This is a genomic window from Pantoea sp. RG18, assembly GCF_025910075.1.
GTDB lineage: Bacteria > Pseudomonadota > Gammaproteobacteria > Enterobacterales > Enterobacteriaceae > Pantoea > Pantoea agglomerans.
In genome coordinates this window covers 1,089,601-1,116,577 of sequence record NZ_JAPCIL010000002.1, presented here as the reverse complement: position 1 = coordinate 1,116,577, position 26,977 = coordinate 1,089,601, and the positions used below count along the sequence as shown (strand labels likewise).

Below are 26,977 nucleotides of genomic sequence, written 5' to 3'. Positions count from 1 at the left end.
CGCCTGGCTGTAATCGTTTCCAGTGGCAGTAAGCATAAGCGATTCTGTTTATTACAATTATTTAACGAGCAGATTTTTTCTACTCAGCCGTTTTATCCATAACTCCCTCGTCAGTCAAACCGTGTGACTACACGTAACCCCTTTAAATTGCTCTGTTTTGTGAAGTATGTCGCCATTATGCACGCTTTTTTAGTCCAGTCTAAGCAGGCTCTCTACCCTAAACAGCAAACGCCTTTCAGAGGATTAAAAACTATGTGGAAACGTTTACTTCTGACCACGCTGGTCAGCGCCGCGTTAACCGGCCCGGTACTCGCTGCAGATATGACGGTCGGCTTCTCGCAGGTAGGTTCGGAATCTGGCTGGCGTTCGGCGGAAACCAACGTAGCGAAAAGCGAAGCCAAAAAACGCGGAATCACCCTGAAAATCGCCGACGGACAGCAGAAACAAGAGAATCAGATCAAGGCGGTACGTTCGTTCATCGCTCAGGGCGTTGATGCCATCTTCATCGCACCGGTGGTGCAGACCGGCTGGGAGCCGGTACTGGAAGAAGCCAAAGATGCCAAAATCCCGGTTTACCTGCTGGACCGCGCCATTGTGGTAAAAGACAAATCGCTCTATCAGGCGGTGGTGACGGCTGACAACGTGCTGGAAGGCAAGCTGATTGGCGACTGGCTGGTGAAAACCGTGGGCGACAAGCAGTGTAACGTGGTGGAACTGCAGGGCACGGTGGGTGCCAGCGTGGCAATCGATCGTAAGAAAGGCTTTGCTGAAGCGATCAGCAACCATCCAAACATTAAAGTGATCCGCTCGCAGTCGGGTGACTTTACCCGCAGTAAGGGTAAAGAGGTGATGGAGAGCTTTATCAAGGCGGAGAACAACGGCAAAAACATCTGCATGGTTTACGCGCATAACGATGATATGGCGATCGGTGCCATTCAGGCGATTAAAGAAGCTGGCCTGAAACCGGGCAAAGATATTCTGACCGGCTCGATTGATGGTGTACCGGATATCTATAAAGCGATGCTGGCGGGTGAGGCTAACGCCAACGTGGAGCTGACGCCAAACATGGCTGGCCCGGCGTTTGATGCGCTGGAAAAATTCAAGAAAGATGGCACGCTGCCGCCAAAAGTGATCAAGACCGAATCTAAGCTGTTCCTGCCTGCCGACGCGCAGAAGGAGCTGGATACCAAAAAAGGCATGGGTTACTGATTCACCGATCAGCCGCAGACCAGCCGCAGACCGCCCTACGGGGCGGTTTTTCATGACGTGAGGCGGAGTGAGCAGAATGACCACGCAAAATGAAACACCGCTGTTATCCATCAGCGGCGTCAGCAAAGGTTTTCCCGGCGTCAAAGCGCTGAATAATGTTTCCTTTGATATCCGTAAAGGGGAGATCATGGCGCTGCTGGGGGAGAACGGTGCCGGCAAATCCACCCTGATTAAAGTGCTGACCGGTGTTTACAGCCGTGATGCAGGGACTATCACCCTGAATGGTGAGCCGATTACGCCGCATAATACGGCGCAGGCGCAGGAGATGGGCATCGGCACCGTTTATCAGGAAGTAAATATGCTGCCGAACATGTCGGTGGCAGATAACCTCTATATTGGCCGCGAACCGCGCCGCTTTGGCATGATCGACCGTCGCCGGATGGTGCGGGAGGCCGATGCGCTGATGCGGAATTATGGTTTTTCCCTCGATGTGACACGTCCGCTGGGCCACTACTCGGTGGCGATGCAGCAGATTATCGCCATCTGCCGCGCGGTCGATCTTTCCGCCCAGGTTTTGATCCTGGATGAGCCGACAGCCAGTCTGGATGCCAGCGAGGTTGAGATGCTGTTTACCCTGATGGCGCAGTTAAAAGCCAAAGGGATGAGCCTGATTTTTGTGACGCACTTTCTCGACCAGGTGTACCGCATTACTGACCGGATTACCGTGCTGCGTAACGGGCAGTTTATCGCCACCCGCGATACCGCCACGCTGCCGCAGATTGAGCTGATTAAGCTGATGCTGGGTCGCGAACTGCTGGAGACGGCGCTGCAGCGGCAGGGCAGCACGCTGCGCAGCAATCAGCCGGTGGTGTCGTTTGAGGATTACGGCAGGAAAGGCACCATCGAGCCCTTTAACCTGGAAGTTCGTCCAGGCGAAGTAGTGGGACTGGCGGGGCTGCTGGGTTCGGGCCGCACCGAAACCGCCGAGGTGTTGTTTGGTATTCGTCGTGCCGACCGAGGAACAGCGAAGATCAAAGGCAAGGTGCAGCGCATTACTAATCCGGCGAAAGCCTCGCAGCTGGGCATGGGTTTTTGCCCGGAAGATCGTAAGACTGACGGGATTATCGGCGCGGCCTCGGTTCGTGAAAATATTATTCTGGCGTTGCAGGCGCAGCGCGGCTGGCTACGGCCAATTAAGAAGCGTGAGCAGCAGGCGATTGCCGATCGTTTTATCAAGAGTCTGGGTATTCGTACGCCGCATGCAGAGCAGCCTGTGGAGCTGTTATCGGGCGGCAACCAGCAGAAGGTGCTGCTGTCGCGCTGGCTGGTGACCAAACCGCAGTTTTTAATCCTCGACGAACCGACGCGCGGCATTGATGTGGGCGCGCACGCCGAGATTATCCGTTTAATTGAATCCCTGTGCGCCGATGGTCTGGCGCTGCTGGTGATCTCCTCTGAACTCGAAGAGCTGGTCGGTTATGCCGATCGGGTGTTGATTATGCGCGATCTGAAGCAGGTGGCAGAAATTCCGCTGGAGCAGCTTTCGGTAGCGTCGATCGTCAATGCTATCGCGGACGGAGGGGTAAAACATGCTTGAGTCCCCTATGACATCTGAAAAAACGCCACGTCGTAAGCTGAAACTCCCGCCAGGGATGCCGCAAATCGCCGCGCTGCTGTTGGTGCTGTTGATTGACAGTCTGGTGGCCAATAACTTTTTTGCCGTGCATCTGCAGGATGGGCGTCTGTTCGGCAGTCCGATCGATATTCTTAACCGTGCGGCACCGGTTGCCCTGCTGGCGATCGGGATGACGCTGGTGATCGCCACCGGCGGCATCGATCTTTCCGTGGGTGCGGTGATGGCGATAGCAGGCGCGACGGCTGCGACATTGACCGTAGCCGGACACGGTGTGCCGTTTATTATTCTCTGCACGCTGGGAACCGGTTTAGCCTGTGGCGTATGGAATGGCGTGCTGGTGGCGCTGCTGCGTATTCAGCCATTTGTTGCCACGCTGATTCTGATGGTCGCCGGGCGCGGAATCGCTCAGCTGATTACGCAGGGGCAGATTGTGACGTTCGACAGTGACAGTCTTGGCTGGTTTGGTAACGGCTCGCTGTGGATGTTGCCGGTCCCGGTCTGGATCACACTGGTGGTAGCGCTGGCGGTCTGGTTGCTGACGCGCAAAACCGCGCTGGGTCTGTTTATCGAAGCTGTTGGGATTAATCTGCGCGCGGCCCGTAACGCGGGTGTGACAGGCTGGCTGGTGGTGATGTCAACCTACGCCATAAGTGGCGTTTGTGCCGCTGTTGCGGGGCTGATCGTCGCGGCGGATATACGCGGTGCGGATGCCAATAACGCCGGATTATGGCTGGAGCTGGATGCGATTCTCGCCGTGGTGATTGGCGGTGCGTCGCTGATGGGTGGCCGTTTTAATCTGGTGTTGTCGCTGATCGGCGCGCTGATTATTCAGTCGATGAATACCGGGATTTTGCTCTCCGGCTTCCCGCCTGAGCTGAATCAGGTGGTGAAAGCGGTGGTGGTGATGTGCGTGCTGTTGCTGCAGTCACCACGGTTTATTGCGATGTTGAAACGGAGACGCCCGACATGATTAAACGTCATCTTCCGCTGATGATCACCTTGCTGGTGTTTGTGGCGGGTTACCTGTTTTGTCTGAGTCAGTTTCCGGGCTTTGCCTCCACCCGGGTAATCTGCAATATTCTGACCGATAATGCTTTCCTTGGGATTATCGCCGTCGGCATGACCTTCGTGATTTTATCGGGCGGTATCGATCTGTCTGTGGGTGCCGTGATCGCCTTTACCGGCGTGTTTCTTGCCCGGGCGATCGGTGATTTTCATATCGATCCCTTGCTGGCCTTTGCGCTGATTCTGTCGCTGGGCGCGCTGTTCGGCGCCATGATGGGCTGGCTGATCGATGCGCTGAAGATTCCGGCATTTATCATTACGCTGGCGGGGATGTTTTTCCTGCGCGGATGCAGTTATCTGGTGTCGGAGAACTCAATTCCTATCGATCATCCGTTCTACAGCATGCTTTCCAGTCTGGCGTGGAAAGTGCCGGGCGGTGGGCGTCTCAGCCTGCTGGCGGTGATTATGCTGGTGGTGGTGTCTGGCGGGATTATTCTGGCGCACCGCACGCGTTTTGGTAACCGGGTTTACGCCATCGGTGGCAATATGACATCCGCCCAGCTGATGGGCGTTTCGACCCGTGCGACCACCATTAAGATTTATATGCTTTCCACCACGCTGGCGACGCTGGCCGGGATCGTGTTCTCGATTTATACCTCGGCAGGTTATGCGCTGGCAGGGCTGGGTGTGGAGCTGGATGCGATCGCGTCGGTGGTGATTGGCGGCACGCTGCTGTCGGGTGGTGTCGGTACAGTTTTGGGCACGCTGTTCGGTGTGTTGATTCAGGGGCTGATTCAGACCTGGATTAACTTCGACGGTACGCTGAGTTCCTGGTGGACCAAGATCGCCATCGGAATTCTGCTGTTTGCGTTTATCGCCCTGCAGCGGTTACTGACGGTCATCTGGGATCGTCAGCAGAACGCGCCCGTTAAGCGATTACCTTCCTGAGTTCTTCAGTACTCCGGTCAATGGCGGCTCGCAGGAGCCGCCTTTTACTGCGCCAGAGGCAGCACCATTACCGTGACTTCTTCACCCGCTATTTGCCGCTGTTCCACTGCCTGCCATCCTGAACGCTGATAGTACGCCTGTTGATCGGGTGTATAGAGCCACAGTTCACCCATCTGCTGTTGTCTGGCTCGCGCAATCGCCTGCTGTATTAACGCTTTTGCCACGCCCTGACCCCGGAATGCCTTGTCCGTCACCACCTCACCAATCCAGAATTCTCGTGCCGGAATGTCATCCAGTTCATAGCGAATGACGCTACAGGTCGCGACCACCGTTTCGCCATCCGGTGTGGCAATAAGAGTAAATTCTGCCGAAGGTTTCTGATTGCGCTGTTTTAAACGCTCAAGGATGGCAGGCGGGTGAGACCATGCAGGAAGATGTGACCATTCAGTGTGCAACAGTTGTGCGGTTTGTCCGGCGAAGCCGGGATGTTGGTTTAGCTCGGCAATGTGCATGGCGCTGGCGACCTTTGTTTTGTCAGGCTACAAGCAATACAGGCTGGTGGGGGAAAGTGCAAGTTCATGAAAGGGTTAAGTTATAGCAAAGACTTAGGTTCTCTTTTGTATGACAGTAAAAACAATCGCTATTGGATTTAGGTGCAAGGTCAGGAAAGGTATGCCTGATCGCAAAGGATTCCCGCATCCATGCGGATCGGCCGCGCCATCCCTGGCGCGGACGCTTTGCTCTTCAGGCATACCATTCCTTCCCGGTTGGGCTGATGCATCGCTTTAAGAAGCAGGACAGTGGATATTTCTATTGATGGCGGATTAATACAAATTGCTGTTGGCTGATGAGAGAGGTCAGGAAAGGTATGCCTGATCGCAAAGGATTCCCGCATCCATGCGGATCGGACGCGCCATCCCTGGCGCGGACGCTTTGCTCTTCAGGCATACCATTCCTTCCCGGTTGGGCTAATGCATCGCTTCAAGAAGCAGGACAGTGGATATTTCTATTGATGGTGGATTAATACAAATTGCTGTTGGCTGATGAGAAAGGTCAGGAAAGGTATGCCTGATCGCAAAGGATTCCCGCATCCATGCGGATCGGCCGCGCCATCCCTGGCGCGGACGCTTTGCTCTTCAGGCATACCATTCCTTCCCGGTTGGGCTAATGCATCGCTTTAAGAAGCAGGACAGTGGATATTTCTATTGATGGTGGATTAATACAAATTGCTGTTGGCTGATGAGAAAGGTCAGGAAAGATATGCCTGATCGCAAAGGATTCCCGCATCCATGCGGATCGGCCGCGCCATCCCTGGCGCGGACGCTTTGCTTTTCAGGCATACCTTTCCTTCCCGGTTGGGCTTGATCATGGCTTTAAAAACATGCGCTGAACTATCAAAATTACGGAACGCCCGTCATTCCCGACTGAATAGCACAGTATTTATCAAAAACTGATGCCGCATAATCCTGCGTCGGCCGTTTCATTAACTTACTTAAGAGCGCTGTTAATTAAAAAATTGAACAGCGCCCTTTAGTTATTAACGTTTCAAACGGTAATACGCTTCGTTCCAGCGCAGTGCGTCTTTAAACGCAGGTAAACGCGTGTGCTCATCAATCACCAGCACTTCGATATCGTTCATCTCACCGTACAGATACATATCATCCAGCGTCAGCGCCTGGCTGAACACCGTATGGTGCGCGCCGCCGCCCAGAATCCACGCTTCGGATGCCGTTGCCAGTGACGGCTGGGCTTTCCACAGTGCGCGCGCAACCGGCAACTTCGGCAGCGGTTTCGGCTGTTCGATAGCATCCACCACGTTAACCAGCAGACGGAAACGATCACCCATATCAATTACGCTGGCGTTAATCGCGCGACCCGCTGGCGTTGAGAAAATCATGCGCGCCGGATCGGCTTTATCACCAATGCCCAGGAACTGCACATCGATCAATGGCTTCTCTTCAATGGCAATCGACGGGCAGACCTCCAGCATATGCGAGCCGAGAACCAGATCGTTACCGGGTGAGAAGTGATAGGTGTAATCCTCCATAAAGGAGGTGCCACCTTTGCGATCGCCTGCCAGCACTTTGAAAATGCGCAGCAGCGCAGCGGTCTTCCAGTCACCTTCACCTGCGAAGCCATAGCCCTGACCCATCAGACGCTGAACCGCCAGACCTGGCAACTGCGTCATGCCATGCAGCGTCTGGAAGTTGGTGGTGAAAGCGTGGCAGCCTTCTGCTTCCAGGAAACGCTTCAGACCCAGCTCGATGCGCGCGGCATCCAGCACGTTCTGACGCTTTTCGCCGCCGGAAGCGGCAACATCGGTAAAGCGATAAAGGCTTTCATATTCTTCGACCAGCGCATTCACGTCGCCATCGCTGACGCCATTGATCACCTCAACCAGATCGCCGACGCCCCAGCCATTCACCGAATAACCGAACTGAATCTGCGCGGCGACTTTATCGCCTTCGGTCACGGCCACTTCACGCATGTTGTCGCCAAAACGCGCAACTTTCAGCTGCTGACTGGCCTGTTTTGTCAGTGCTGCACGCATCCAGTTGCCGAGGCGCTGCTGGCTGGCGCTATCCTGCCAGTGACCGGTCACCACGCTGTGCTGCAGGCCCATACGGGCGCCGATGAAACCGAACTCGCGGCCGCCGTGTGCGGTCTGGTTCAGGTTCATAAAGTCCATGTCCATGCTGTCCCACGGAATCTCCGCATTGAACTGGGTATGGAATTGCAGCAGCGGCTTATTCAGCACGCTCAGACCACCGATCCACATTTTGGCCGGGGAGAAGGTGTGCAGCCAGGTAATGATACCGACGCACTCCTTGTCATAATTGGCGTCGCGACACAGAGCCAGCGCTTCATCCGGTGACTTAACCAGCGGTTTCAGCTCCAGACGCAGCGGTAAACCGGCCTGATTTAAACCCTCTACCACCTGACGTGCATTCTGTTCAACCTGGCGTAACGTCTCCGCCCCGTAGAGGTGCTGCGTGCCGATGACAAACCACACGCTGTAGCTGTTTGACTGTTCCATAAAATCACTCCTTTACTTTGAGCCTACCTCAATAGGCTATTTTATTTGTTAGTCTGAACCTGGGCAGTGCTCACACAGGCTGCTTTAGCAACCTGAACGCCCGTCAGGGCGGCCCTGAAAGGGCGAGCGTAGCGAGTCATCCTCACGTACTCCGTGTACTACGGATTGTTCCGCGCTGTCCGTGTCCAGACTGCCTGCAACATTACGCCTGCTGAGATAGGCTCTTAGCGGAAGCGGGGCGTGCGGCGTATTGCGGTTCAGCCGCCACGCACCATTGTTGATAGCGTTGATAAAGTTGTTGATAGCGTGCGACGCGCGCCGGATCGGGCTGCAGCGTCACGGCAATCGGGCTGGCCATCACCTGCTGGGCGTCGGGAACGCTGGCATGCACACCGGCGGCGACGGCGGCGAAAATAGCCGCACCCAGCGCACAGCACTCGTCAGAAGCGACGATATCCAGTGGGCGGTTCATCACATCGCAGCAGGCCTGCATAATCGCCGGGGATTTCCGCGCGATGCCGCCCAGGGTCAGAATGCTCTCGACCGGGATCTGCTGTTGCTCGAAGCACTCCATAATTGCGCGTGCACCAAATGCGGTGGCGGCGACCAGACCACCAAACAGGGCGGGGGCATCGGTGCCCAGATTGAGGTCGGTAATCACCCCTTTCAGCCGCTGATTAGCATTTGGCGTGCGGCGACCGTTAAACCAGTCCAGCACCACCGGCAGATGGTCGAGCTGCGGGTTTGCGGCCCAGGCCTCGGTCAGATCTTTAATCAGACTCTTTTGCATCTCAGCCAGCTGAGGCTTCAGCTCCGGATGCTGCTGCGCCGCCAGCTGCAGCGGCCAGCCCAGTAAACGGCTGAACCAGGCGTAGATATCACCAAAGGCAGACTGACCCGCCTCCAGCCCGATAGCGCCTGGCATTACGCTGCCATCGACCTGACCACAGATGCCTTTGATGTCGCGATCGCCGACCTTTTCACTATCCGCAATCAGGATGTCGCAGGTCGAGGTGCCGATCACTTTCACCAGGGTATAGGGTTTGGCACCGCCACCGACCGCGCCCATATGGCAGTCAAATGCGCCACCCGAAAGCGTCACGGTTTGCGTCAGGCCAAGACGCTGCGCCCATTCAGGGCTAAGCGTGCCGACAGGCAGATCAGCGGTCCAGGTATCGGTAAACAGGGGAGAGTCGAGCTGTTGCGTTAACAGCGGGTCCAGCGCATTGAGAAAATCCACATCGGGCAGGCCGTTCCAGTCGCCGTGCCACAGCGCCTTGTGCCCGGCCGCACAGCGCCCCCGACGCAATTTGTCAGGTGCGGTGGTGCCGCTTAACAGGGCTGGCACCCAGTCGCACAGCTCGACCCAGGAGACAGCGGCGTCACGCACGGCCGCATCTTCACGCGACACGTGCAGAATCTTCGCCCAGAACCACTCAGAGGAGTAAATTCCGCCAATATAGCGGCTGTAATCCTGGAAGCGGCCGCTGTGGCACAGCTGATTAATCTCTTCTGCTTCTTCTATAGCGGTGTGATCTTTCCACAACACAAACATCGCGTTGGGGTTGTCGGCGAACTCCGGACGCAGCGCCAGCACGTTGCCGTCGCGGTCAATAGGGGCAGGGGTCGAACCGGTGCTGTCAACACCAATGCCGACCACGGCGTTGCGCTGATCTTCACTCAGTGCATTCAGCACGCCGAGCAGCGCCTGCTCCATGGCGTCGATGTAATCCTGTGGATGGTGACGAAAACGGTTAGTGTGCGGATCGCTGTATAAGCCCTGTTGCCAGCGCGGATAGCTGAACACCGCACTCTGCAGCTCTTTGCCGCTATGACAATCCACGGCCAGCGCACGCACCGAATCACTACCAAAGTCCAGCCCAAGGGTGATGGCTCCAGCACGCATCGGAATCTCCTGTAGTTAGTTAACTCCTGTATCCTGGGTTCGGCGCGCCAAATCAGTTAGTCATCGCTGGCTGACAATATGCACTTTTCTGTCATCGGCAGTGATTTTGTGATCCATTGCAAAAGTTAAGGTCCGGTTAAATTTGCTGAATATATGGATCATTTTGTCGTGATTTTAAGATGTGATACCGCTCTACATTTTTCTTCGCTAATACCGCTAAAACTAGCCCAGCGTCTGGACAGTCTGTCAGCACATGCCAGCCTAACGCACTGATTTATGGCTGTACCCACAAAACAAAACAAACTGGTAGCGTTTACACCGATTCGTTATTAGCAGCGAAAAATAACCTGGTACCGGAGAGCATCATGCATAAATTCACTAAAGCGTTCGCGGCCATCGGCCTGGCAGCGGTTATGTCACAATCCGCTATCGCCGAGACCATGAAGCTGGGATTCTTAGTCAAGCAACCAGAAGAACCCTGGTTCCAGACTGAATGGAAATTCGCCGACAAAGCGGGCAAAGATCTTGGCTTTGATGTCATTAAAATTGCCGTGCCGGATGGTGAAAAAACCCTGAATGCCATCGACAGCCTGGCGGCTAACGGCGCGAAAGGTTTTGTTATCTGTACGCCCGATCCGAAACTCGGCTCTGCCATCATGGCAAAAGCGCGTGGCTACGGTCTGAAAGTCATCGCGGTCGATGACCAGTTCGTCACCGCCAAAGGCAAACCAATGGATACCGTGCCGCTGGTGATGATGGCCGCGACCAAAATTGGTGAGCGTCAGGGTCAGGAACTCTATAAAGAGATGCAGAAACGCGGCTGGGATGTGAAAACCACCGGCGTGATGGCGATTACCGCCAACGAACTCGACACCGCTCGTCGTCGTACCGGCGGCTCCATGGACGCCATCAAAGCCGCTGGCTTCCCGGCAGCGCAGATCTACCAAGTCCCCACCAAATCTAACGACATCCCTGGCGCGTTTGACGCCGGTAACTCTCTGCTGGTTCAGCATCCTGAAGTCAAACACTGGCTGATTGTCGGCATGAACGACAACACCGTGCTGGGCGGCGTGCGTGCGACCGAAGGTCAGGGCTTTAAAGCCGCTGACGTCATCGGTATCGGCATCAACGGCGTGGATGCCATCAGTGAACTGTCGAAAGAGAAGGCAACCGGCTTCTACGGATCGCTGCTGCCAAGCCCGGATATCCACGGCTACAAAAGCAGCCAGATGCTCTACAACTGGGTCAGCAAAGGTGAAGAGCCACCGAAATTCACCGAAGTTACCGATGTGGTGCTGATCACCCGTGACAACTTCAAAACTGAACTGGCGAAAAAAGGACTGATGTAACCCTGAGCCTGCCAGGCAGTTTGTCGCCTGGCATCCTTAATAGCCAATTTCGCGCCGCCCGCCATAACCGGCCGGTGGCGCGAAAGAGTGAGGAAAAACATGAACACTGATTCAGCATTTCTGTCGTTTCATGGCATCAGTAAAACCTTCCCTGGCGTCAAAGCGTTGCAGGATATCTCCTTCGACTGCCGTGGCGGTGAAGTCCATGCTCTGATGGGCGAGAACGGCGCAGGCAAATCGACGCTGTTAAAAATACTCAGCGGCAGTTATCAGCCGAGCGGCGGTGAGATTCGTATTAAAGGCCAGCCGATGAGCTTTCAGCGCACCACCGATGCGCTGGACGCGGGCGTCGCCATTATTTACCAGGAACTGCATCTGGTGCCGGAAATGAGCGTGGCAGAGAACATCTATCTCGGTCAGATCCCGCACAAACATGGGCTGGTCAACCGTAAGCTGATGCGTTTTGAGGCGGGCCTGCAACTGAAAAATCTCGGCATGGATATCGATCCCGATATGCCGCTGAAATATCTGTCGCTGGGGCAGTGGCAGATGGTGGAGATTGCCAAAGCGCTGGCGCGTAACGCGCGTATTATCGCCTTTGATGAGCCAACCAGCTCCCTGTCGGCGCGTGAAATCGACAACCTGTTCCGCGTCATCCGTCAGCTCCGTGAGGAGGGCCGGGTGGTGCTCTACGTTTCACACCGCATGGAGGAGATCTTCGCCCTCAGCGATGCCATCACCGTCTTTAAAGATGGCCGCTACGTGCGGACGTTTACCGATATGGCTAACACCCATCACGACGATCTGGTGCAGGCGATGGTGGGACGAAACCTTGGTGATATCTATGGCTATTCACCGCGTGCCAAAGGCGCGGTGCGGCTGGAGCTGGACAAGGTCGAAGCGAAGGGCGTGCGGACGCCGATTTCGCTGAAAGTCCATGCCGGTGAAATCGTCGGCCTGTTTGGCCTGGTCGGTGCCGGTCGCAGTGAACTGCTGAAAGGGCTGTTTGGCGGCACGCGTCTGCGCGGCGGTCAGGTGATTCTGGACGGCAAACCGCTGCCGCTGCGGGAGCCGATCGATGCCATCCGTGCGGGCATCATGCTCTGCCCGGAAGATCGCAAAGCCGAGGGCATTATTCCGGTGCATTCGGTGCGCGACAACATCAACATCAGCGCCCGTCGTCATAACCTTACTGCGGGCTGCCTGATTAAAAACGGCTGGGAAAATAAAAATGCCGACAGCCATATCCGCTCGCTGAACATCAAAACGCCCAGCGCCGATCAGCTGATCATGAACCTTTCCGGCGGCAACCAGCAGAAGGCGATTCTGGGACGCTGGCTGTCAGAGGATATGAAGGTGATCCTGCTGGATGAGCCCACGCGCGGTATCGATGTCGGTGCCAAACATGAAATCTATAACCTGATTTATCAGCTGGCGAACCGGGGCATTGCGGTGCTGTTCGCCTCCAGCGATTTACCGGAAGTGATGGGCCTGGCCGATCGCATCGTGGTGATGCGCGAAGGTGCCATTGCCGGTGAACTGCTACACGACGACGCCACGGAGCAGCAGACGCTGAGCCTGGCGATGCCCAAAACCACTCAAGCGGCCGCCGTGGCCTGACAGGAGATCATCATGGCTTCATCCACGACCTCAAATACGCCGCAGCCCGCTTCACGCGGCGGCCTGCAGTTAGGTCGCATCTGGGACAACTTCGGCATGCTGGTGGTATTTGCATTGCTGTTTATTGTCTGTGCGATCTTTGTGCCGAACTTCGGCTCGTTTATCAATATGAAAGGCTTAGGGCTGGCGATGTCGATGTCCGGCATGGTCGCCTGCGGCATGCTGTTCTGTCTGGCCTCCGGTGATTTTGACCTGTCGGTCGCTTCCGTCATCGCCTGTGCGGGTGTGGTTACCGCCGTGGTGATTAACATGACCGAAAGCCTGTGGATTGGCGTGGGTGCCGGCCTGGTACTCGGTATGATCACCGGCTTTATCAACGGCTTTGTGATTGCCCGCCTCAAGATCAATGCGCTGATTACCACGCTGGCGACCATGCAGATTGTGCGCGGCCTGGCCTATATCTTCTCTGACGGTAAAGCGGTCGGTATCGAAGATGAGCGCTTCTTCGAACTGGGCTTTGCCAACTGGCTTGGCGTGCCTGCGCCCATCTGGCTGACCCTGGCTACGATGCTGATCTTCGGCTTCCTGCTCAACAAAACCACCTTTGGCCGTAACACCCTGGCAATTGGCGGCAATGAAGAAGCAGCACGTCTGGCCGGTGTGCCGGTGGTGCGCACCCGCATCATCATCTTTATCCTCTCCGGTCTGGTTTCAGCGGCGGCGGGCATCATCCTGGCGTCACGTATGACCAGCGGCCAGCCAATGACCTCCATCGGCTATGAGCTGGTGGTGATTTCTGCCTGCGTGCTGGGTGGCGTTTCGCTGAAGGGCGGCATCGGTAAAATCTCCTATGTGGTGGCAGGGGTGCTGATCCTCGGCACGGTAGAGAATGCGATGAATTTATTGAATATCTCGCCATTCTCACAGTATGTGGTACGCGGTCTGATACTGTTAGCTGCGGTGATTTTTGACCGTTACAAACAGAAAAAAGCCTGATTGAGCGAGCCGTTGGTCCGCAGAGGCAGAAGCCTCTGCGGGCTATCCGAACAATAACAGACTGAGTGAGGACGCTATGTATCACCGTGAATTACCGGCCGAGCAGCAAAACCCCTTGTTGCCGGGCTATTCATTCAATGCCTGGCTGGTGGCGGGGCTGACGCCCATTACCGCAGATGGCCCGCTCGATTTCTTTATCGATCGCCCGCACGGCATGAAAGGTTACATTCTGAATCTCACTATCAAAGGTAAAGGGCGGGTATTTGACGGCGAGCGGGCATTTGACTGCGAACCTGGCGAAATGCTGCTGTTTCAGCCGAAAACGGCTCACTATTATGGTCGCGCGCCGGACAGCCCGCAGTGGTTTCACCGCTGGGTCTATTTCCGTCCGCGCGCCTACTGGCACGACTGGCTGCGCTGGCAGGATGAGCAGGAGGGCGTGGGACGTCTGCTGCTGCCTGAATCGCTGCGCGGCGAATTTGACCGCCTGTTTGCCAGTATCGAACAGACCCACAATTCGGGCCGTCGCTTTGCGGAAGAGCTGGCGATGAACCTGCTGGAACGGCTGCTGCTGCGCGCCGTTGAAGAAGATCCTCGTAGCCATCAGTTAATTCGCGATCCGCGCGTGATTGAAGCCTGCCAGTACGTCACCAACCATCTCGCCAGCGAGGTTAAGATTGAAGAGGTGGCGCGCCACGTCTGTCTGTCGCCGTCGCGGCTGGCGCATCTGTTCCGCGAGCAGATGGGCGTGAACCTGCTGCGCTGGCGTGAAGATCAGCGCGTAATCCGCGCGAAACTGCTGCTGCAGACCACCCAGGAGCCGATCGCCTCGGTAGGACGTGAAGTGGGCTATGACGATCAGCTCTACTTCTCGCGGGTGTTCCGCAAGCGGGTCGGCGTCAGTCCCAGCGACTTCCGCCGCCGTAATCAGGATGCGCACGACAGCCTGGCCGCTCAGACCGCCTGGCCGCTGGCGCGAAGTGCTATCTCTTAGTTTTTTCGGGGAATTCCGGCTTGTCGTCATTTGGTTAATAGTCTTAAATCAATCAGGTTATCAACTAAGAGTCTGGTCAATCAGGCTCTGAGAGGAATCCAAATGAGCGATAAATTACGTGTTGGTCTGATCGGCTACGGTTTTGCCAGTAAAACGTTTCACGCCCCGCTGATTGCGGGGACGCCGGACGTCGAGCTGGCAGCCATTTCCAGTAGCGACGCCAGCAAAGTCCACGCCGACTGGCCCGCCGTTAAGGTAGTGGCCGACCCTCAGGCGCTGCTGGACGACCCGACGCTGCAACTGATCGTTATTCCTACCCCCAACGACACGCACTTCCCGCTGGCAAAAGCAGCGCTGAACGCCGGTAAACATGTGGTAGTCGATAAGCCGTTCACCGTGACGTTGTCACAGGCACGTGAACTGGATGCGCTGGCGAAAGCCAAAGGGCTGCTGCTGTCGGTGTTCCACAACCGCCGCTGGGACAGTGACTTCCTGACGCTGAAATCGCTGATTGAGGCCGGTACGCTGGGTGAAGTGCGCTACTTCGAATCGCACTTTGACCGCTTCCGTCTGGAAGTGCGTAATCGCTGGCGTGAAATGAAAGGCGCAGGCAGCGGAATCTGGTATGACCTGGGGCCGCATCTGCTGGACCAGGCGCTGCAGCTGTTTGGCCCGCCGGTCGCTATCACGGTTGATCTGGCCGAGATGCGTCCGGGCGCGCAGACCACCGACTACTTCCACGCGACGCTGACTTATCCGCAGCGCCGTGTTGTGCTGCACGCCAGCATGCTGGTAGCGGCAGAATCTGCCCGTTATACCGTCCACGGCACGCGCGGCAGTTACGTCAAATATGGTCTTGATCCGCAGGAAGATCGCCTGAAGTCAGGTGACTTCCCGCCGCAGGAAGACTGGGGCTATGACATGCGTGATGGCACTCTGACGCTGGTTGACGGAGATTCCCTGACCGAAACGACCCAGCTGACCCAGCCAGGCAACTATCCCGCTTACTATGCGGGCATCCGCGATGCGATTGCCGGACGTGGTAACAATCCGGTGACAGCGGAAGAGGCGATTCATGTGATGGAGCTGATCGAGTTAGGTCTGCAATCCGCCGAGAAACGCCAGACGATGTCGCTAAAGCGCGTTTAATCGGTCGGTGCTTAAAACGCAATAAGTAAAAAAGCGAAACGGGCCGGATATCCGGCCCGTCACTCTGCTGCCACAACCCACTCAGAACGATTCTGGCCGCAACTAACTAACTTAACGTGCAGGGAACAGGGTCAGAAGAGGAAAGCGTCCCACGCCATGGACAAAAACGCCGGGAGCGTTTTTGAACAACGCAACGCGTTGGCCCGGTACGGGCGCACCTCAGGGATGAGGTGCGTAATTGCGTGGGACGAGCGTGTCACGGATGACGGCTTTTGCGTCTTTCCGATCTGACCGTAGTCTCTGCGCAGGCTCGGTCCCACAGCGAAAAGATCTATACCTCGTTACCATAAAAACGGGCCGGATATCCGGGCCCGTTTTTGTCGCTACGCTTCAGGATTACTGCACCCGTGCGCGAAGAGCCGCTTTCTCTGCTTCGCTAAGGAACGCAATCGTCAGACCATTTTCCTGCGCCTGACGGATCTGCGCCGCGCTCAGACCGGCAGCCGGAGCGGCGTGATGATACTCATGCGCCAGTTCAATGCCCTGAACCGCCGGATCATCCGTGTTGATTGTCGCCAGAATGCCATGCTCCAGGAAGGTCTTCAGCGGATGCTGCGCCAGTGATGGCACGGTGCTGGTCTGGATATTGGAGGTCAGGCAGGATTCAATACCAATACGGTGCTCCGCCAGGAAATCCATCAGCGCGCGATCTTCAATCGCTTTCACGCCGTGACCGATACGTTCTGCACCCAGCTCCCGAATCGCCTGCCAGATGCTCTCGGGTCCGGCCGCTTCGCCCGCATGGACGGTCACGCGGAAACCGGCATCGCGCGCCTGGGTAAAGTGGCTCAGGAACTCGCTGCCCGGGAAGCCCAGCTCATCACCCGCCAGATCGACCGCGGTGATGTGATCGCGATGGGCAAGCAAACCTTCCAGTTCGCTGAGGCAGGCATCTTCGCCAAAGGTACGGCTCATAATACCGATCAGACGCACGTCGATATCGTGCTGCTGACGGCCTGCGCGCACGCCCTCGATTACCGCTTCAACCACACCGGCAATCGGCAGGTTGTGGGTCATCGCCATATAACCAGGGGAAAAACGCAGTTCAGCATAGTGAATGCCCGCGCGGGCGGCATCTTCGACATTCTCCTGCGCGATCCGGCGGCAGGCATCCAGATCACCCAGCACTTTTACACCCCAGTCGAGCTTCTGCAGGAAGCTCACCAGGTCAGGCTCATTCTGGCCGACCTGCACATGCGGACGCAGCGTCTCCAGCGTGGAAGCAGGCAGGGCGAGGTTAAACTGGCGACCTAAATCGAGAATGGTTTGTGCACGGATGTTGCCATCAAGGTGGCGGTGAATATCAGTCAGAGGAATTTTAGAATCGATCATGGCGCACTCGCTCAGTTGTCGGTGAAGTGCAGAGCATTATAAAAATATCTTGCGCAACAGCGCCAGCTATTTGCGCAACAGCTGCGCCGGATGCTGCTTAATTACGCATAACCGGCGAGCAATGGTTGCCTCGCCGGTTAATGTCAGCCCTGCAACTGATGGATCGCCGCAATCAGGCGTGAAACGCCCTCATCAACTTTGCTGCGCGGACAGCCAACGTTAAGACGCAAAAACCCTTTGCCTGCATCACCGTAGGTCGATCCGGGCATAATTGCGACCCGTTGCTGGATCAGCGCCTGTTGCAGGGCCTCTTCAGGAATGCCCAGCGGATTGATATCGAGCCAGGCGAGATAGGTCGCCTCGGGAATGTGCCAGTTCAGTGCGGGAAACTCAGCGTTAAGGCGATCGGCAACCAGTGTGAAATTATTATAAAGATAGCTGCGTAACGCATCCAGCCAGGGTGCGCCCTGACGGTAGGCGGCAACGTGTGCCGTGACGGCCAGCACGGCCGGCGACGAAAGGCCGTCAGCATTTTTCAGCGCCTGAAACCAGGCGGCTCTGTCTGCCACATCCGGGATGATTCCCCACGCACCGGTCAGGCCCGGCACGTTGAAGCTTTTCGACGCCGAGGTAAACAGCGCCCAGTCACTGCGCGCCACGCTGGCCCACGGAGTATGGGGCTGATTACCCACTATCATATCCATATGGATTTCATCGCTGATCACCCGCACGCCGTGACGATCGCAGAGCGCCGCCATCTGTTGCAGCTCAGCTGCTGTCCACACTTTGCCGGTGGGATTGTGCGGGCTGCAGAGCAACAGGATTTTGCAGCGCGGGCGCGCCAGGCGCGTCTCCAGCGCGGCCATATCACATCGCCAGCTACCGTTATCCCGCTGCAGCGGCATCTCCAGCACCTGTCGCTGATTGCCGCGTACCGTTTTATAAAAAGCATCGTAGGCGGGGGTGTGGAGTACCACTTCATCATCCGGGTAGCTCCAGCGGCGCAGCATCTGCGGCACCATATAGATCACCGAGGGTCCATAAACCAGCGTGTCAGCATCGGGCTGGTAGCCGAAACGGCTGGACATCCAGTGGCAGCAGGCGGAAAGAAAATCGTCATGCTGCCAGCGACTGTAACCCAACACGCCGTGTGCTACGCGCTGCGCCAGCGCCTGCTGAACCGCTGGCGCAGTTCTGAAGTCCATATCCGAAATGGTAAATGGCAGCAGATCGGGGACGCCAAAGCGGTCAGCCACGAAATCCCACTGGGTCGACCAGCTGCCGCGGCGATCGATGACTTCGTCAAAGTTAAACATTATCGGCTCCGGCACATCAGGCAGTGACATTCATCAGGTGTGACAGTTCATCTTTCACCGACTGCACCTGTGGACCGATAACCACCTGCAGACTGGTCTGATTAAGATGGACCACACCTATCGCGCCGTTGGCTTTCAGCGCCGCATCATCTACTTTACTCATATCCGCCAGGGTCAGACGCAGACGCGTCAGACAATTATCCAGCGAGGTAATATTCTCCACGCCGCCAAGTGCCGCCAGAATAGCCGGTGAGTTATAGACAGATTTGCCTTTACCGGCATTGCTGACCTGCTGCGCAACCGCACTGGCACTTTCCACTTCGCGGCCCGGTGTTTTGATATTGAAGTGCAGAATGGCGAAACGGAAAATCAGGTAGTAACCGACAAACCATATCGCTGCGACAACGGGTACCCAGTACCATTTGGTCGACAGCCCGTGCAGCACACCAAACACCACAAAGTCGATGATATTGCCGTCTGTATTGCCGATAGTGACGCCCAGTATCGCCATGATGCTGAAGCCAACGCCGGTCAGCAGGGCGTGGATCAGATAGAGGAACGGGGCGACAAACAGAAACAGGAATTCGATAGGTTCGGTGGTGCCGCCGACCACGCAGGCCACCACACCGGAGATCAACAGGCCTTTGATCTTATGACGATTCTCCGGGCGAGCGCAGTGATAGATGGCCAGGGCAGCACCTGGCAGACCACCCAGGAAGGCAGGCATTTTACCCTGTGACAGGAAGCGGGTCGCGCTTTCAGCAAAACCGTGGGTTTCCGGGCAGGCGAGCTGCGCCTGGAAAATGGTTAAGGCACCACTCACGCTCTTGCCACACACATCCAGTGTGCCGCCTGCATCGGTAAAGCGCATGATGGCGACCAGAATATGCTGCAGGCCAAACGGCAGCAGCAGACGTTCGCCGGTACCAAAGATCATCGGGCCAAAATCACCCGCGCTGTTAATCATCCAGCCTAATCCGGTGATACCCCGCGCGAAAAAAGGCCAGATCAGCGGGACGACCAGTCCCAGTAAACCAATCACCAGCGTGGTGATAATCGGCACAAACCGGGTGCCGCCAAAGAAAGCCAGCGCATCGGGCAGTCGGATGTTATGAAAGCGCTCATGCAGCCAGAACACCACAATACCCACAATGACCGCGCCAAGAATGCCGGTATCGATCGACGGGATCCCCAGGATCGGCTGAACGTTGTTAGCTTTCAGCACGGCGGCATCGGTGGTTGGCAGAATGCCGTGGATGTTGAGCCAGAAGTTGATGCTGAGGTTTAGCACGGCATACCCCACAAAGCCGGCAAACGCTGCCACGCCCTTGTTCTCGCGCGCCATACCCAGCGGAATCGCAATGGCGAACATCACCGGCAGATAGCTAAAGGCGAACGATCCCAGTTTGGCCATCCAGAGAAACAGATATTGCAGCCAGGGGTGATCCAGCACAGGTAACAGGGTCAGGACATCACGACTGCTCAGCGAACTGCCAATCCCGAGCATGATGCCGCAGAAGGAAAGCAGGGCAACCGGCAGCATAAAGGTTTTGCCCAGACTCTGGAAAAATTCCCAGACGGACATTTTTTGGTGAGAGGGTGACATGAACGCTCCTGGATAAACGGACCACTGAGTGAAGTGGCGGGATGATAAAACGTTTTACCTGAATCTTATGCGCGCTGAATCACACTCTTCAGGTCATGGACGATATAATTCTGACGTCATAAGGTGTAACGTTTTACCTTGTTTTCTAATGCTGTAGTTCAGTTGAGTAATCTGATGAGTAAAATCACCATCAATGATGTTGCGGCGGCGGCGGGCGTGTCGGTGACCACGGTATCGCTGGTGTTATCCGGCAAAGGACGGATCTCTGCGGCCACCATGGCGCGCGTGAACGAGGCCATTGAGCAACTCGGTTTCGTGCGCAACCGTTCGGCAACCATGCTGCGCGGGGGTGAGAGTGGCGTGATTGGCTTGATCGTCCGCGATCTCAGCCAGCCATTTTATGCCGAAATGACGGCAGGTCTGAGTGAAGCGCTGGAGAAGCAGGGCAAATTGCTGTTCCTGACGCAGAGCGGCGCCCAGGGACAGCATCTGCATCACTGCTTTGAGTCACTGGTCGCTCAGGGAGTGGATGGCGTAGTGCTGGGAGGCGGTGCCGATAAGGCCAGCCAGATCGTGACGCGGGCCAGAGAGGTGAATATGGCCTTAGTCTGTGCCGCGCGCGCCAGTAGCCTGGAGGAGGTGGACGCTATCCGCCCCGATAATGCTCAGGCTGCGCGTCTGGCCACAGAATACCTGATTCGTCAGGGGCATCAGCGCATTGCCTGGCTGGGCGGCCATAGCGCATCACTGACCCGGGCAGAACGTCTTGGCGGCTACTGCGCCACCCTGCTGCAATATGGGCTGCCGTTCCGGCCTGAGTGGATTATTGAATGCGGTAACACGCAAAAAGAGGCGGCTGACGCGGCGGTACAGCTGTTTCAGCACCATCCGCGGCTGACTGCCGTGCTGGCCTATAACGCCACTACCGCGCTGGGATGCTATTTTGGGCTGTTGCGCACCGGGCGAACATTCGCGCGGGGTGCAGTCGACAGCTATTACGATCAGCAGCTGGCTCTGATGGGCTTTGGCGATGAACCGCAGGCGGAACTGACCGATCCGCCGCTGACGTTTGTCACCAGTTCAGCCCGGGAGATTGGCCGTGTGGCAGCTGAGCGTATCCTGCAACGGATAGCGCAACCCGATGCCGCCCGGCAGAACGTGATTATGCCGCCGCAGCTGGTTATTCGCGGCTCGGCATAAAAAAGGCGACCCGGAGAGGTCGCCTTTAAAGGAAGAGTAGAGAATTACTGCGGCATCCCCTCGCTGGTCGGCATACCCAGCATATAGCGGGAGAGGAACTGCTCCAGCGTCATTTTGTCGCCGTTCATGTTCACCTGACCGTTGGTATACTGCAGGCTGGTGACGATATTGTTATCCTGCTGCTGGGTCAGGCGGAACATCTGACCCATCGCCGCCAGTCCTTTCACCTGTTGATCTGCCAGCTTCTGTGCGTCATCGGCCTGATATCCTTCAGCCAGTCCCACTTTATGCATGGTTTCGGTCGCCATTGGCATATTGATGACCAGCTTGCTGTCCAGACTCTTCAGTACCCGATCAACCATGGCGCTGAGTGTCTGGGCTTCGCCGGTCACCGCAGAGGGATCGTTGAAATTAGCGTTCAGGTTAAAGGTACTTTCACCTTTATCATTTTTCCAGCTCAGCGGGGCGATACTGATCGCAGGTGAGCCCTTCAGCAGCATCGGCAGGTTGCTCATCAGAATCTGATGCACACCCGCCTGGTAGCGGATAGGATCTTCCGCGACGCCAGGCTGGCTCAGCAGTTCCTGCATCTGCGCGTTGTAACGATCGGAGAAGGCTTTTACCGCCTGCGCATCAAATTGTGACAGTTTCATCTTCAGCGCTGCCTGACCAAAATCCTGCTTCTGCAGCTGAATGCCTTCAACTTTGTAGTCGATATTGCCGCCAATCTTACCGGCGCTGTTATCGAAAGAGGAGGTGCCTTTCATTTTGTGCAGCGTCAGGGCGTCCTGACCATTGATGCTGGCATTGACCTTCTCAATATCCACTGACTGGTCGCCAATGCGCACACCTTCCGGGCTGAGATGGGTGTTACCGCTCAGCTTCAGACCATTAATGGTGAACAGCACCGGCTGGCCCATCTCATTTTTACTGGTCAGCGCGAGGCTATCAACGTCACTGTCCAGCGACACTTTGTCGCCTTTGTTATCCGCGCTGACGTTGAAGGTGCCACCATTGGTAGCAAGACGCTCGCCGCTTTGCGCATTCTGATAATCAACCGGCAGAACGCGCAGCGCCGTATCGGTGGCACCGCTGTAGCCGATACGGGTATCGGCATTAATCAGTGACTTGTTGCCGGTCAGCTCAAACAGCTTTTTCACCGCATCGGTGTTAGCCAGTTCGGTATGAACCGACGCCATGCTCGGGATCAGATTGAAATGCTTCAGCTGAGCAAACGGGAAAGGGCCATGATCGATGGTTTCGTTCAGGATGATACTCTGGCCTGGTTTAAGCAGAGGATTATCTTCCGTCTGCGAGTTGGCCTGAATTACCAGATTCACTTTGCTGCTGAACACGCCGCGCTGATAGTCCTGATAGCTGATCTTCAGTCGGCTGTTCGGGGCATAAGCATTCAGCTGGGCATTGGCGTTCTGCACCAGCTCATCCCTGTGGCTTTCAATCTGCTTGCCGGTGAACCATGCCGCGCCAGTCCAGACTACGCCCAGTGCGATGATGACACCTACGGCAACATTGGTCTTTTTCATTGCTGATTCGTCCTTATCCTTGAGTCCGCTTATGCCGCAGGTTTACCCCAGCGACTGAAGAAAAACGCCCGCAGGCGTTTAAAAGCTAATAGGTTGAAATAATAGCAGTTAACAGGCACTCCGTCAGCCGCTTCACCCTAAGTCGTTAAATACCCGCGCCAGTCGGCCCGTGCCTGCGACCGTTACGGGGGATTCGCTGGCGGCAATGAAGCAGGATTCACCTGGTTTCAGCGTCACCTGCTGCTCGCCTTTGGCGATCACCGTCTGGCCTTCGATGCAGAAAAGCAGTGCGGCGCTCTGCTGCGCCAGCGGCTGTGGCTCTGCGTTCAGGGTATGAATGGCAAAGGCAAAATCCTCCACCGGAATCGGGAAGCGCAGCGCGTTGCCCTGTTGCTCTGGTTCGGTCAGCAGGGTGCTGGCTGGCTTCTCTTCAAACTTCAGGTTCGCCATCAGCTCCGCGATATCGATATATTTCGGGGTTAAACCGGCCCGCAACACGTTATCAGAGTTTGCCATCACCTCCAGCGCCACGCCTTTCAGATAAGCGTGCGGGGTCTCCGCGTAGAGGAACATCGCCTCGCCCGGTTGCAGCGTGATTACGTTCAGCAGCAGCGGCGAAAACAGGCCGCTGTCGTCAGGATACTCTGCCGCAATCATGCGAATGGTCTGCCACGGCTCACCCTGTTGTGCATCAACCGCGGATTTCAGGATGCCCAGCGCCAGCGATTTCGCCTCACCCTCCAGTGACAGCAGGGTAGAGAAGAGCGCGGCCAGCGTATCCTGATCGGGATGCTGCAGAAAATGGGCTATCTGTGGATGTGCGCCCGCAACCGGCTCCAGCAGTGAGACCATCTCCGTCAGGGTGCGAAAGCCATTCATCGCCTGGAAGGGCGTCAGCGCGTAGACCAGCTCCGGCTTGTGGTTGGCATCTTTATAATTACGCTCAGCAGCTGTCAGCGGAATACCCGCCGCATTCTCACGGGCAAAGCCCACTTCGGCCGCGCGTTTGCTGGGATGGACCTGAATCGACAGCGGCTGATCGGCAGACAACACTTTGAACAGGAAGGGCAGTTCACCAAAACGCTGCGCCACCGCTTCGCCCAGCATGGCGGCAGGCGCGGCATCAATCACGTCACGCAGCGAACGCTCGCTGCCCTGGTCAATCACGGTGGAGGGGCTTTTCGGATGTGCGCCCATCCAGAGTTCCGCCATCGGCAGTCCCTGTGGATTGGCGATTCCGTAAAGCTCAGTCAACGCAGTTTTGCTGCCCCATGCGTAGTTTTGCAGCGTATTGTTCATTTTTTGCATTGTATAACCCTTTATCACGGGAAATTATTGCCAGTATTAAAGCAGAAACTGCCGGTAAAAATACATCTCCAGCGCAAAAGGACGCTAAGCTCTGATAATGTTAAATTATTGTGTATTACTATCCTGACCGCCCGGCAGTCGATCGTAATGACGTACCGGGCGGTCATTCTTTTAAAAACCAGATGAAGGAGACGTATTCATGGCAGCCAATCGCATTGAGAAAGATTCAATGGGCCCCATCGACGTACCGGCAGACAAACTGTGGGGCGCGCAGACACAGCGCTCACTGGAGCACTTCCGCATCTCAACCGAAAAAATGCCGACCGCGCTGGTGCATGCACTGGCATTGACCAAGCGCGCCGCGGCCAGCGTTAACCGCGATCTGGGACTGCTGCCCGCTGACCGCGCCGAGGCGATTGTCAGCGCGGCCGATGAGGTGCTGGCTGACAAGCATGCGGATGAATTCCCGCTGGCGATCTGGCAGACCGGTTCCGGCACCCAGACCAATATGAACATGAATGAAGTGCTGGCGAACCGCGCCAGTGAAATCCTTGGCGGCGAGCGCGGAATGGCGCGGTTGGTTCATCCCAACGACGATGTGAACAAGAGCCAGAGTTCCAACGATGTCTTCCCGACGGCGATGCACGTTGCCGCCGTTATAGCCTTGCGCGAACAGCTGATCCCTCAGATTCAGGTACTGAAGAAGACCTTAAGCCAGAAGTCCGACGCCTTCAAAGATATCGTCAAGATTGGCCGTACTCACCTGCAGGATGCCACGCCGCTGACTCTGGGCCAGGAGATTTCCGGCTGGGTGGCGATGCTGGAGCATAACCTGAAGCATATTGAGCAGAGCATTCCGCACGTGGCGGAACTGGCGCTGGGCGGCACGGCAGTAGGTACGGGCCTGAATACCCATCCGGAATATGCGGTGCGCGTGGCGAAGGCGCTGGCCGATCTCACGCAGCAGCCGTTTGTTACTGCGCCAAACAAATTTGAGGCGCTGGCAACCTGTGATGCGCTGGTGCATGCGCATGGCGCGCTGAAAGGGCTGGCCGCCTCTCTGATGAAAATCGCGAACGACGTGCGCTGGCTCTCTTCCGGCCCGCGCTGCGGCATCGGCGAAATCGCCATCCCGGAAAATGAGCCAGGCAGCTCCATCATGCCGGGTAAAGTTAACCCGACCCAGTGCGAAGCGATGACCATGCTCTGCTGTCAGGTGATGGGTAACGATGTGGCGATCAACATGGGCGGCGCATCCGGTAACTTTGAGCTTAACGTGTTCCGTCCGATGGTAATCCATAACTTCCTGCAATCGATTCGTCTGCTGGCGGATGGCATGGACAGCTTTAATCATCACTGCGCGGTCGGCATTGAGCCGGTGCGTGAGCGCATCGATCAACTGCTTAACGAATCGCTGATGCTGGTGACGGCGCTGAATACCCATATTGGTTATGACAAAGCGGCAGAAATTGCCAAGAAGGCGCACAAAGAGGGGCTGACGCTGAAAGGCTCGGCGCTGAAGCTGGGTTATCTTACCGAAGAGGAGTTTGATGCCTGGGTTCGTCCGGAAGAGATGGTCGGCAGCATGAATTCGTAAGGTTTGAGTGAGTCAGAGGCCAGCGAATGCTGGCCTTTATTATTTATATCGGACAATCGACCCACAGATGCAGTCTGGGGATTAAAAGATTCAGCGGTTCTGCAGCAGGTTTATTACGATGGTTAATGTTATCGGCATCGTAGTTAAGCAATTCACCCAGAACCGGAACCTGGCTGCGATCGCGACAGATAACCAGAATCGGAGAAGGACAGGCCAGCTGAGTCTGTTTTTGTTCATCCGCGCGCCAGACGCGGGCAACCGGCTGGACTTTCACCGGGCGCTTGATTTTCAGCCGTGCTGAGGCGGGCAGGGCGCGCACGCTTGCCAGCTCCTCCTGCACTTTTTCCGCCCACTGTTCACGTGACCACGGCGCTTTTGCACGTCCCGACTTCAGGCTTTTTTCCAGCTGGGCGATCACCTCTTCACGCTTGAGATTCTTGATAATGTGCTTGTTGGCCCAGCCGAAACGCAGGCTGTCCGGTGCGCTCAGCAGGGTGATAGTGCGATAGGCATTCAGGGTGATCAGCCCGCGCAAATGCTGGTGGACGAACTCAAAACGCGCTTCACTCGGCAGGCCAGAGTCCACCGTAATCAGCTGCTCCAGCCGTGCTTTCAGCTGATTGATGACGTCGACCAGTGCGCCGATCTCCGCCTCCTGCTGCGCGTCGCATTCGATACAGAGCGCGCCAGGCAAGCGCACGGCAGCCTTGGTGCTCAGCTGTTCTGACTGATGCTGCATAAACAGGCGGCAGTAGTGGTCAAGCGCCATCTTTAACGCGCTCTCCCCGAGATGCTGCTCGACGGCAATCCGGGTGATCGCTTCATGTTCGCGACCTTTAACCACCGGCGGCAGGCTGAAGACGCGGGCGATCAGCAGAGGCTGCGCTTCAATCTGCTGACGCAATTCACCCAGCGCCAGTTCCAGGTCATTTACACATTGATGCATATCAGCCACTAAGTCGTAGCGCGTCATGTTGTGCCTCCATAGTTACAACGTCCACAATGTGGCAGAAGCCTGACGAGGATGCAAGCGCCATATAGTTACAACATACTGAAAGGCTTGTACTCACAATCGTGCGGCCTGCATAGCTATCCAGTCAAAATGGCATCACGCATTTTGGCTTATCACAGAACATGTTATAAAAACGGTTCGCCTGCTAACCAG

Annotated in this window: 20 protein-coding genes; 11 read left to right on the top strand and 9 right to left on the bottom strand. The window is 56.3% G+C overall.

The features are described from left to right. Nucleotides 1-252 precede the first annotated feature (252 nt). The 4 genes from ytfQ (at nucleotide 253) to yjfF (ending at nucleotide 4,798) form a co-directional block, all read left to right on the top strand. On the top strand, nucleotides 253-1,209 hold the full coding sequence (gene ytfQ, locus OK409_RS05625) for a galactofuranose ABC transporter, galactofuranose-binding protein YtfQ (protein WP_010245380.1): 957 nt from the start codon (nucleotides 253-255) through the stop codon (nucleotides 1,207-1,209). A 76-nt stretch (nucleotides 1,210-1,285) separates the two neighbouring features. Continuing rightward, the gene (locus OK409_RS05620) at nucleotides 1,286-2,806 is read left to right on the top strand and encodes a sugar ABC transporter ATP-binding protein (RefSeq protein ID WP_010245377.1); all 1,521 of its coding nucleotides are present in this window, start codon (nucleotides 1,286-1,288) and stop codon (nucleotides 2,804-2,806) included. Then, complete coding sequence (gene ytfT / locus OK409_RS05615; RefSeq protein ID WP_010245375.1) at nucleotides 2,799-3,815, top strand: galactofuranose ABC transporter, ATP-binding protein YtfT; 1,017 nt, start codon at nucleotides 2,799-2,801, stop codon at nucleotides 3,813-3,815. Before OK409_RS05620 ends, ytfT begins: the two co-directional genes overlap by 8 nt. After that, complete coding sequence (yjfF, locus tag OK409_RS05610) at nucleotides 3,812-4,798, top strand: galactofuranose ABC transporter, permease protein YjfF (protein WP_010245373.1); 987 nt, start codon at nucleotides 3,812-3,814, stop codon at nucleotides 4,796-4,798. Before ytfT ends, yjfF begins: the two co-directional genes overlap by 4 nt. A gap of 44 nt (nucleotides 4,799-4,842) precedes the next feature. On the opposite strand, the gene OK409_RS05605 is transcribed toward yjfF, so the two are convergent. From OK409_RS05605 to OK409_RS05595, 3 genes are all read right to left on the bottom strand, one after another. Then, entirely contained in the window at nucleotides 4,843-5,310 is a 468-nt protein-coding gene (locus OK409_RS05605; RefSeq protein WP_010670081.1) for a GNAT family N-acetyltransferase, read from the bottom strand. Nucleotides 5,311-6,335: 1,025 nt separating this feature from the next. Then, complete coding sequence (gene araA / locus OK409_RS05600) at nucleotides 6,336-7,835, bottom strand: L-arabinose isomerase (protein ID WP_264366852.1); 1,500 nt, start codon at nucleotides 7,833-7,835, stop codon at nucleotides 6,336-6,338. 202 nt (nucleotides 7,836-8,037) lie between these two features. Continuing rightward, complete coding sequence (locus tag OK409_RS05595; RefSeq protein WP_061703991.1) at nucleotides 8,038-9,741, bottom strand: ribulokinase; 1,704 nt, start codon at nucleotides 9,739-9,741, stop codon at nucleotides 8,038-8,040. 365 nt (nucleotides 9,742-10,106) lie between these two features. Here OK409_RS05595 and OK409_RS05590 point away from each other — a divergent pair, with 365 nt between their 5' ends. The 5 genes from OK409_RS05590 to OK409_RS05570 all read left to right on the top strand — a co-directional run bounded on the left by OK409_RS05590 (nucleotide 10,107) and on the right by OK409_RS05570 (nucleotide 15,849). Next, the gene (locus OK409_RS05590) at nucleotides 10,107-11,090 is read left to right on the top strand and encodes an arabinose ABC transporter substrate-binding protein (protein ID WP_010245365.1); all 984 of its coding nucleotides are present in this window, start codon (nucleotides 10,107-10,109) and stop codon (nucleotides 11,088-11,090) included. Between the two features lie 99 nt (nucleotides 11,091-11,189). Continuing rightward, complete coding sequence (gene araG / locus OK409_RS05585) at nucleotides 11,190-12,710, top strand: L-arabinose ABC transporter ATP-binding protein AraG (RefSeq protein ID WP_010245364.1); 1,521 nt, start codon at nucleotides 11,190-11,192, stop codon at nucleotides 12,708-12,710. Between the two features lie 12 nt (nucleotides 12,711-12,722). After that, nucleotides 12,723-13,706, top strand: a complete 984-nt coding sequence (araH, locus tag OK409_RS05580) for an L-arabinose ABC transporter permease AraH (protein WP_010245363.1) — start codon at nucleotides 12,723-12,725, stop codon at nucleotides 13,704-13,706. A gap of 76 nt (nucleotides 13,707-13,782) precedes the next feature. Further along, nucleotides 13,783-14,700, top strand: a complete 918-nt coding sequence (gene araC, locus OK409_RS05575; RefSeq protein WP_003853440.1) for an arabinose operon transcriptional regulator AraC — start codon at nucleotides 13,783-13,785, stop codon at nucleotides 14,698-14,700. Nucleotides 14,701-14,802: 102 nt separating this feature from the next. Next, complete coding sequence (locus OK409_RS05570) at nucleotides 14,803-15,849, top strand: oxidoreductase (RefSeq protein WP_010670085.1); 1,047 nt, start codon at nucleotides 14,803-14,805, stop codon at nucleotides 15,847-15,849. Nucleotides 15,850-16,245: 396 nt separating this feature from the next. On the opposite strand, the gene add is transcribed toward OK409_RS05570, so the two are convergent. The 3 genes from add to malX all read right to left on the bottom strand — a co-directional run bounded on the left by add (nucleotide 16,246) and on the right by malX (nucleotide 20,163). Then, complete coding sequence (gene add, locus OK409_RS05565; protein ID WP_010245359.1) at nucleotides 16,246-17,241, bottom strand: adenosine deaminase; 996 nt, start codon at nucleotides 17,239-17,241, stop codon at nucleotides 16,246-16,248. Nucleotides 17,242-17,384: 143 nt separating this feature from the next. Further along, complete coding sequence (locus OK409_RS05560; protein ID WP_264366851.1) at nucleotides 17,385-18,557, bottom strand: MalY/PatB family protein; 1,173 nt, start codon at nucleotides 18,555-18,557, stop codon at nucleotides 17,385-17,387. Nucleotides 18,558-18,573: 16 nt separating this feature from the next. Then, nucleotides 18,574-20,163, bottom strand: coding sequence for a maltose/glucose-specific PTS transporter subunit IIBC (malX, locus tag OK409_RS05555; protein WP_264366850.1), 1,590 nt, complete (start codon nucleotides 20,161-20,163; stop codon nucleotides 18,574-18,576). Between the two features lie 174 nt (nucleotides 20,164-20,337). On the opposite strand from malX, the gene malI reads away from it, so the two are divergent. Further along, on the top strand, nucleotides 20,338-21,363 hold the full coding sequence (gene malI, locus OK409_RS05550) for a Mal regulon transcriptional regulator MalI (protein ID WP_264366849.1): 1,026 nt from the start codon (nucleotides 20,338-20,340) through the stop codon (nucleotides 21,361-21,363). A gap of 44 nt (nucleotides 21,364-21,407) precedes the next feature. On the opposite strand, the gene OK409_RS05545 is transcribed toward malI, so the two are convergent. Together OK409_RS05545 and manA are read right to left on the bottom strand one after the other, a co-directional pair. Continuing rightward, entirely contained in the window at nucleotides 21,408-22,907 is a 1,500-nt protein-coding gene (locus tag OK409_RS05545) for a YdgA family protein (protein ID WP_010245343.1), read from the bottom strand. Nucleotides 22,908-23,039: 132 nt separating this feature from the next. Then, nucleotides 23,040-24,215 carry a mannose-6-phosphate isomerase gene (gene manA / locus OK409_RS05540; RefSeq protein ID WP_022625703.1) on the bottom strand — a complete coding sequence of 392 codons (1,176 nt, stop codon included), beginning with the start codon at nucleotides 24,213-24,215 and terminating at the stop codon, nucleotides 23,040-23,042. Nucleotides 24,216-24,414: 199 nt separating this feature from the next. Here manA and fumC point away from each other — a divergent pair, with 199 nt between their 5' ends. Next, nucleotides 24,415-25,812, top strand: coding sequence for a class II fumarate hydratase (gene fumC / locus OK409_RS05535; RefSeq protein WP_264366848.1), 1,398 nt, complete (start codon nucleotides 24,415-24,417; stop codon nucleotides 25,810-25,812). A 43-nt stretch (nucleotides 25,813-25,855) separates the two neighbouring features. On the opposite strand, the gene tus is transcribed toward fumC, so the two are convergent. Next, the gene (gene tus / locus OK409_RS05530; protein WP_264366847.1) at nucleotides 25,856-26,785 is read right to left on the bottom strand and encodes a DNA replication terminus site-binding protein; all 930 of its coding nucleotides are present in this window, start codon (nucleotides 26,783-26,785) and stop codon (nucleotides 25,856-25,858) included. Nucleotides 26,786-26,977 lie beyond the last annotated feature (192 nt).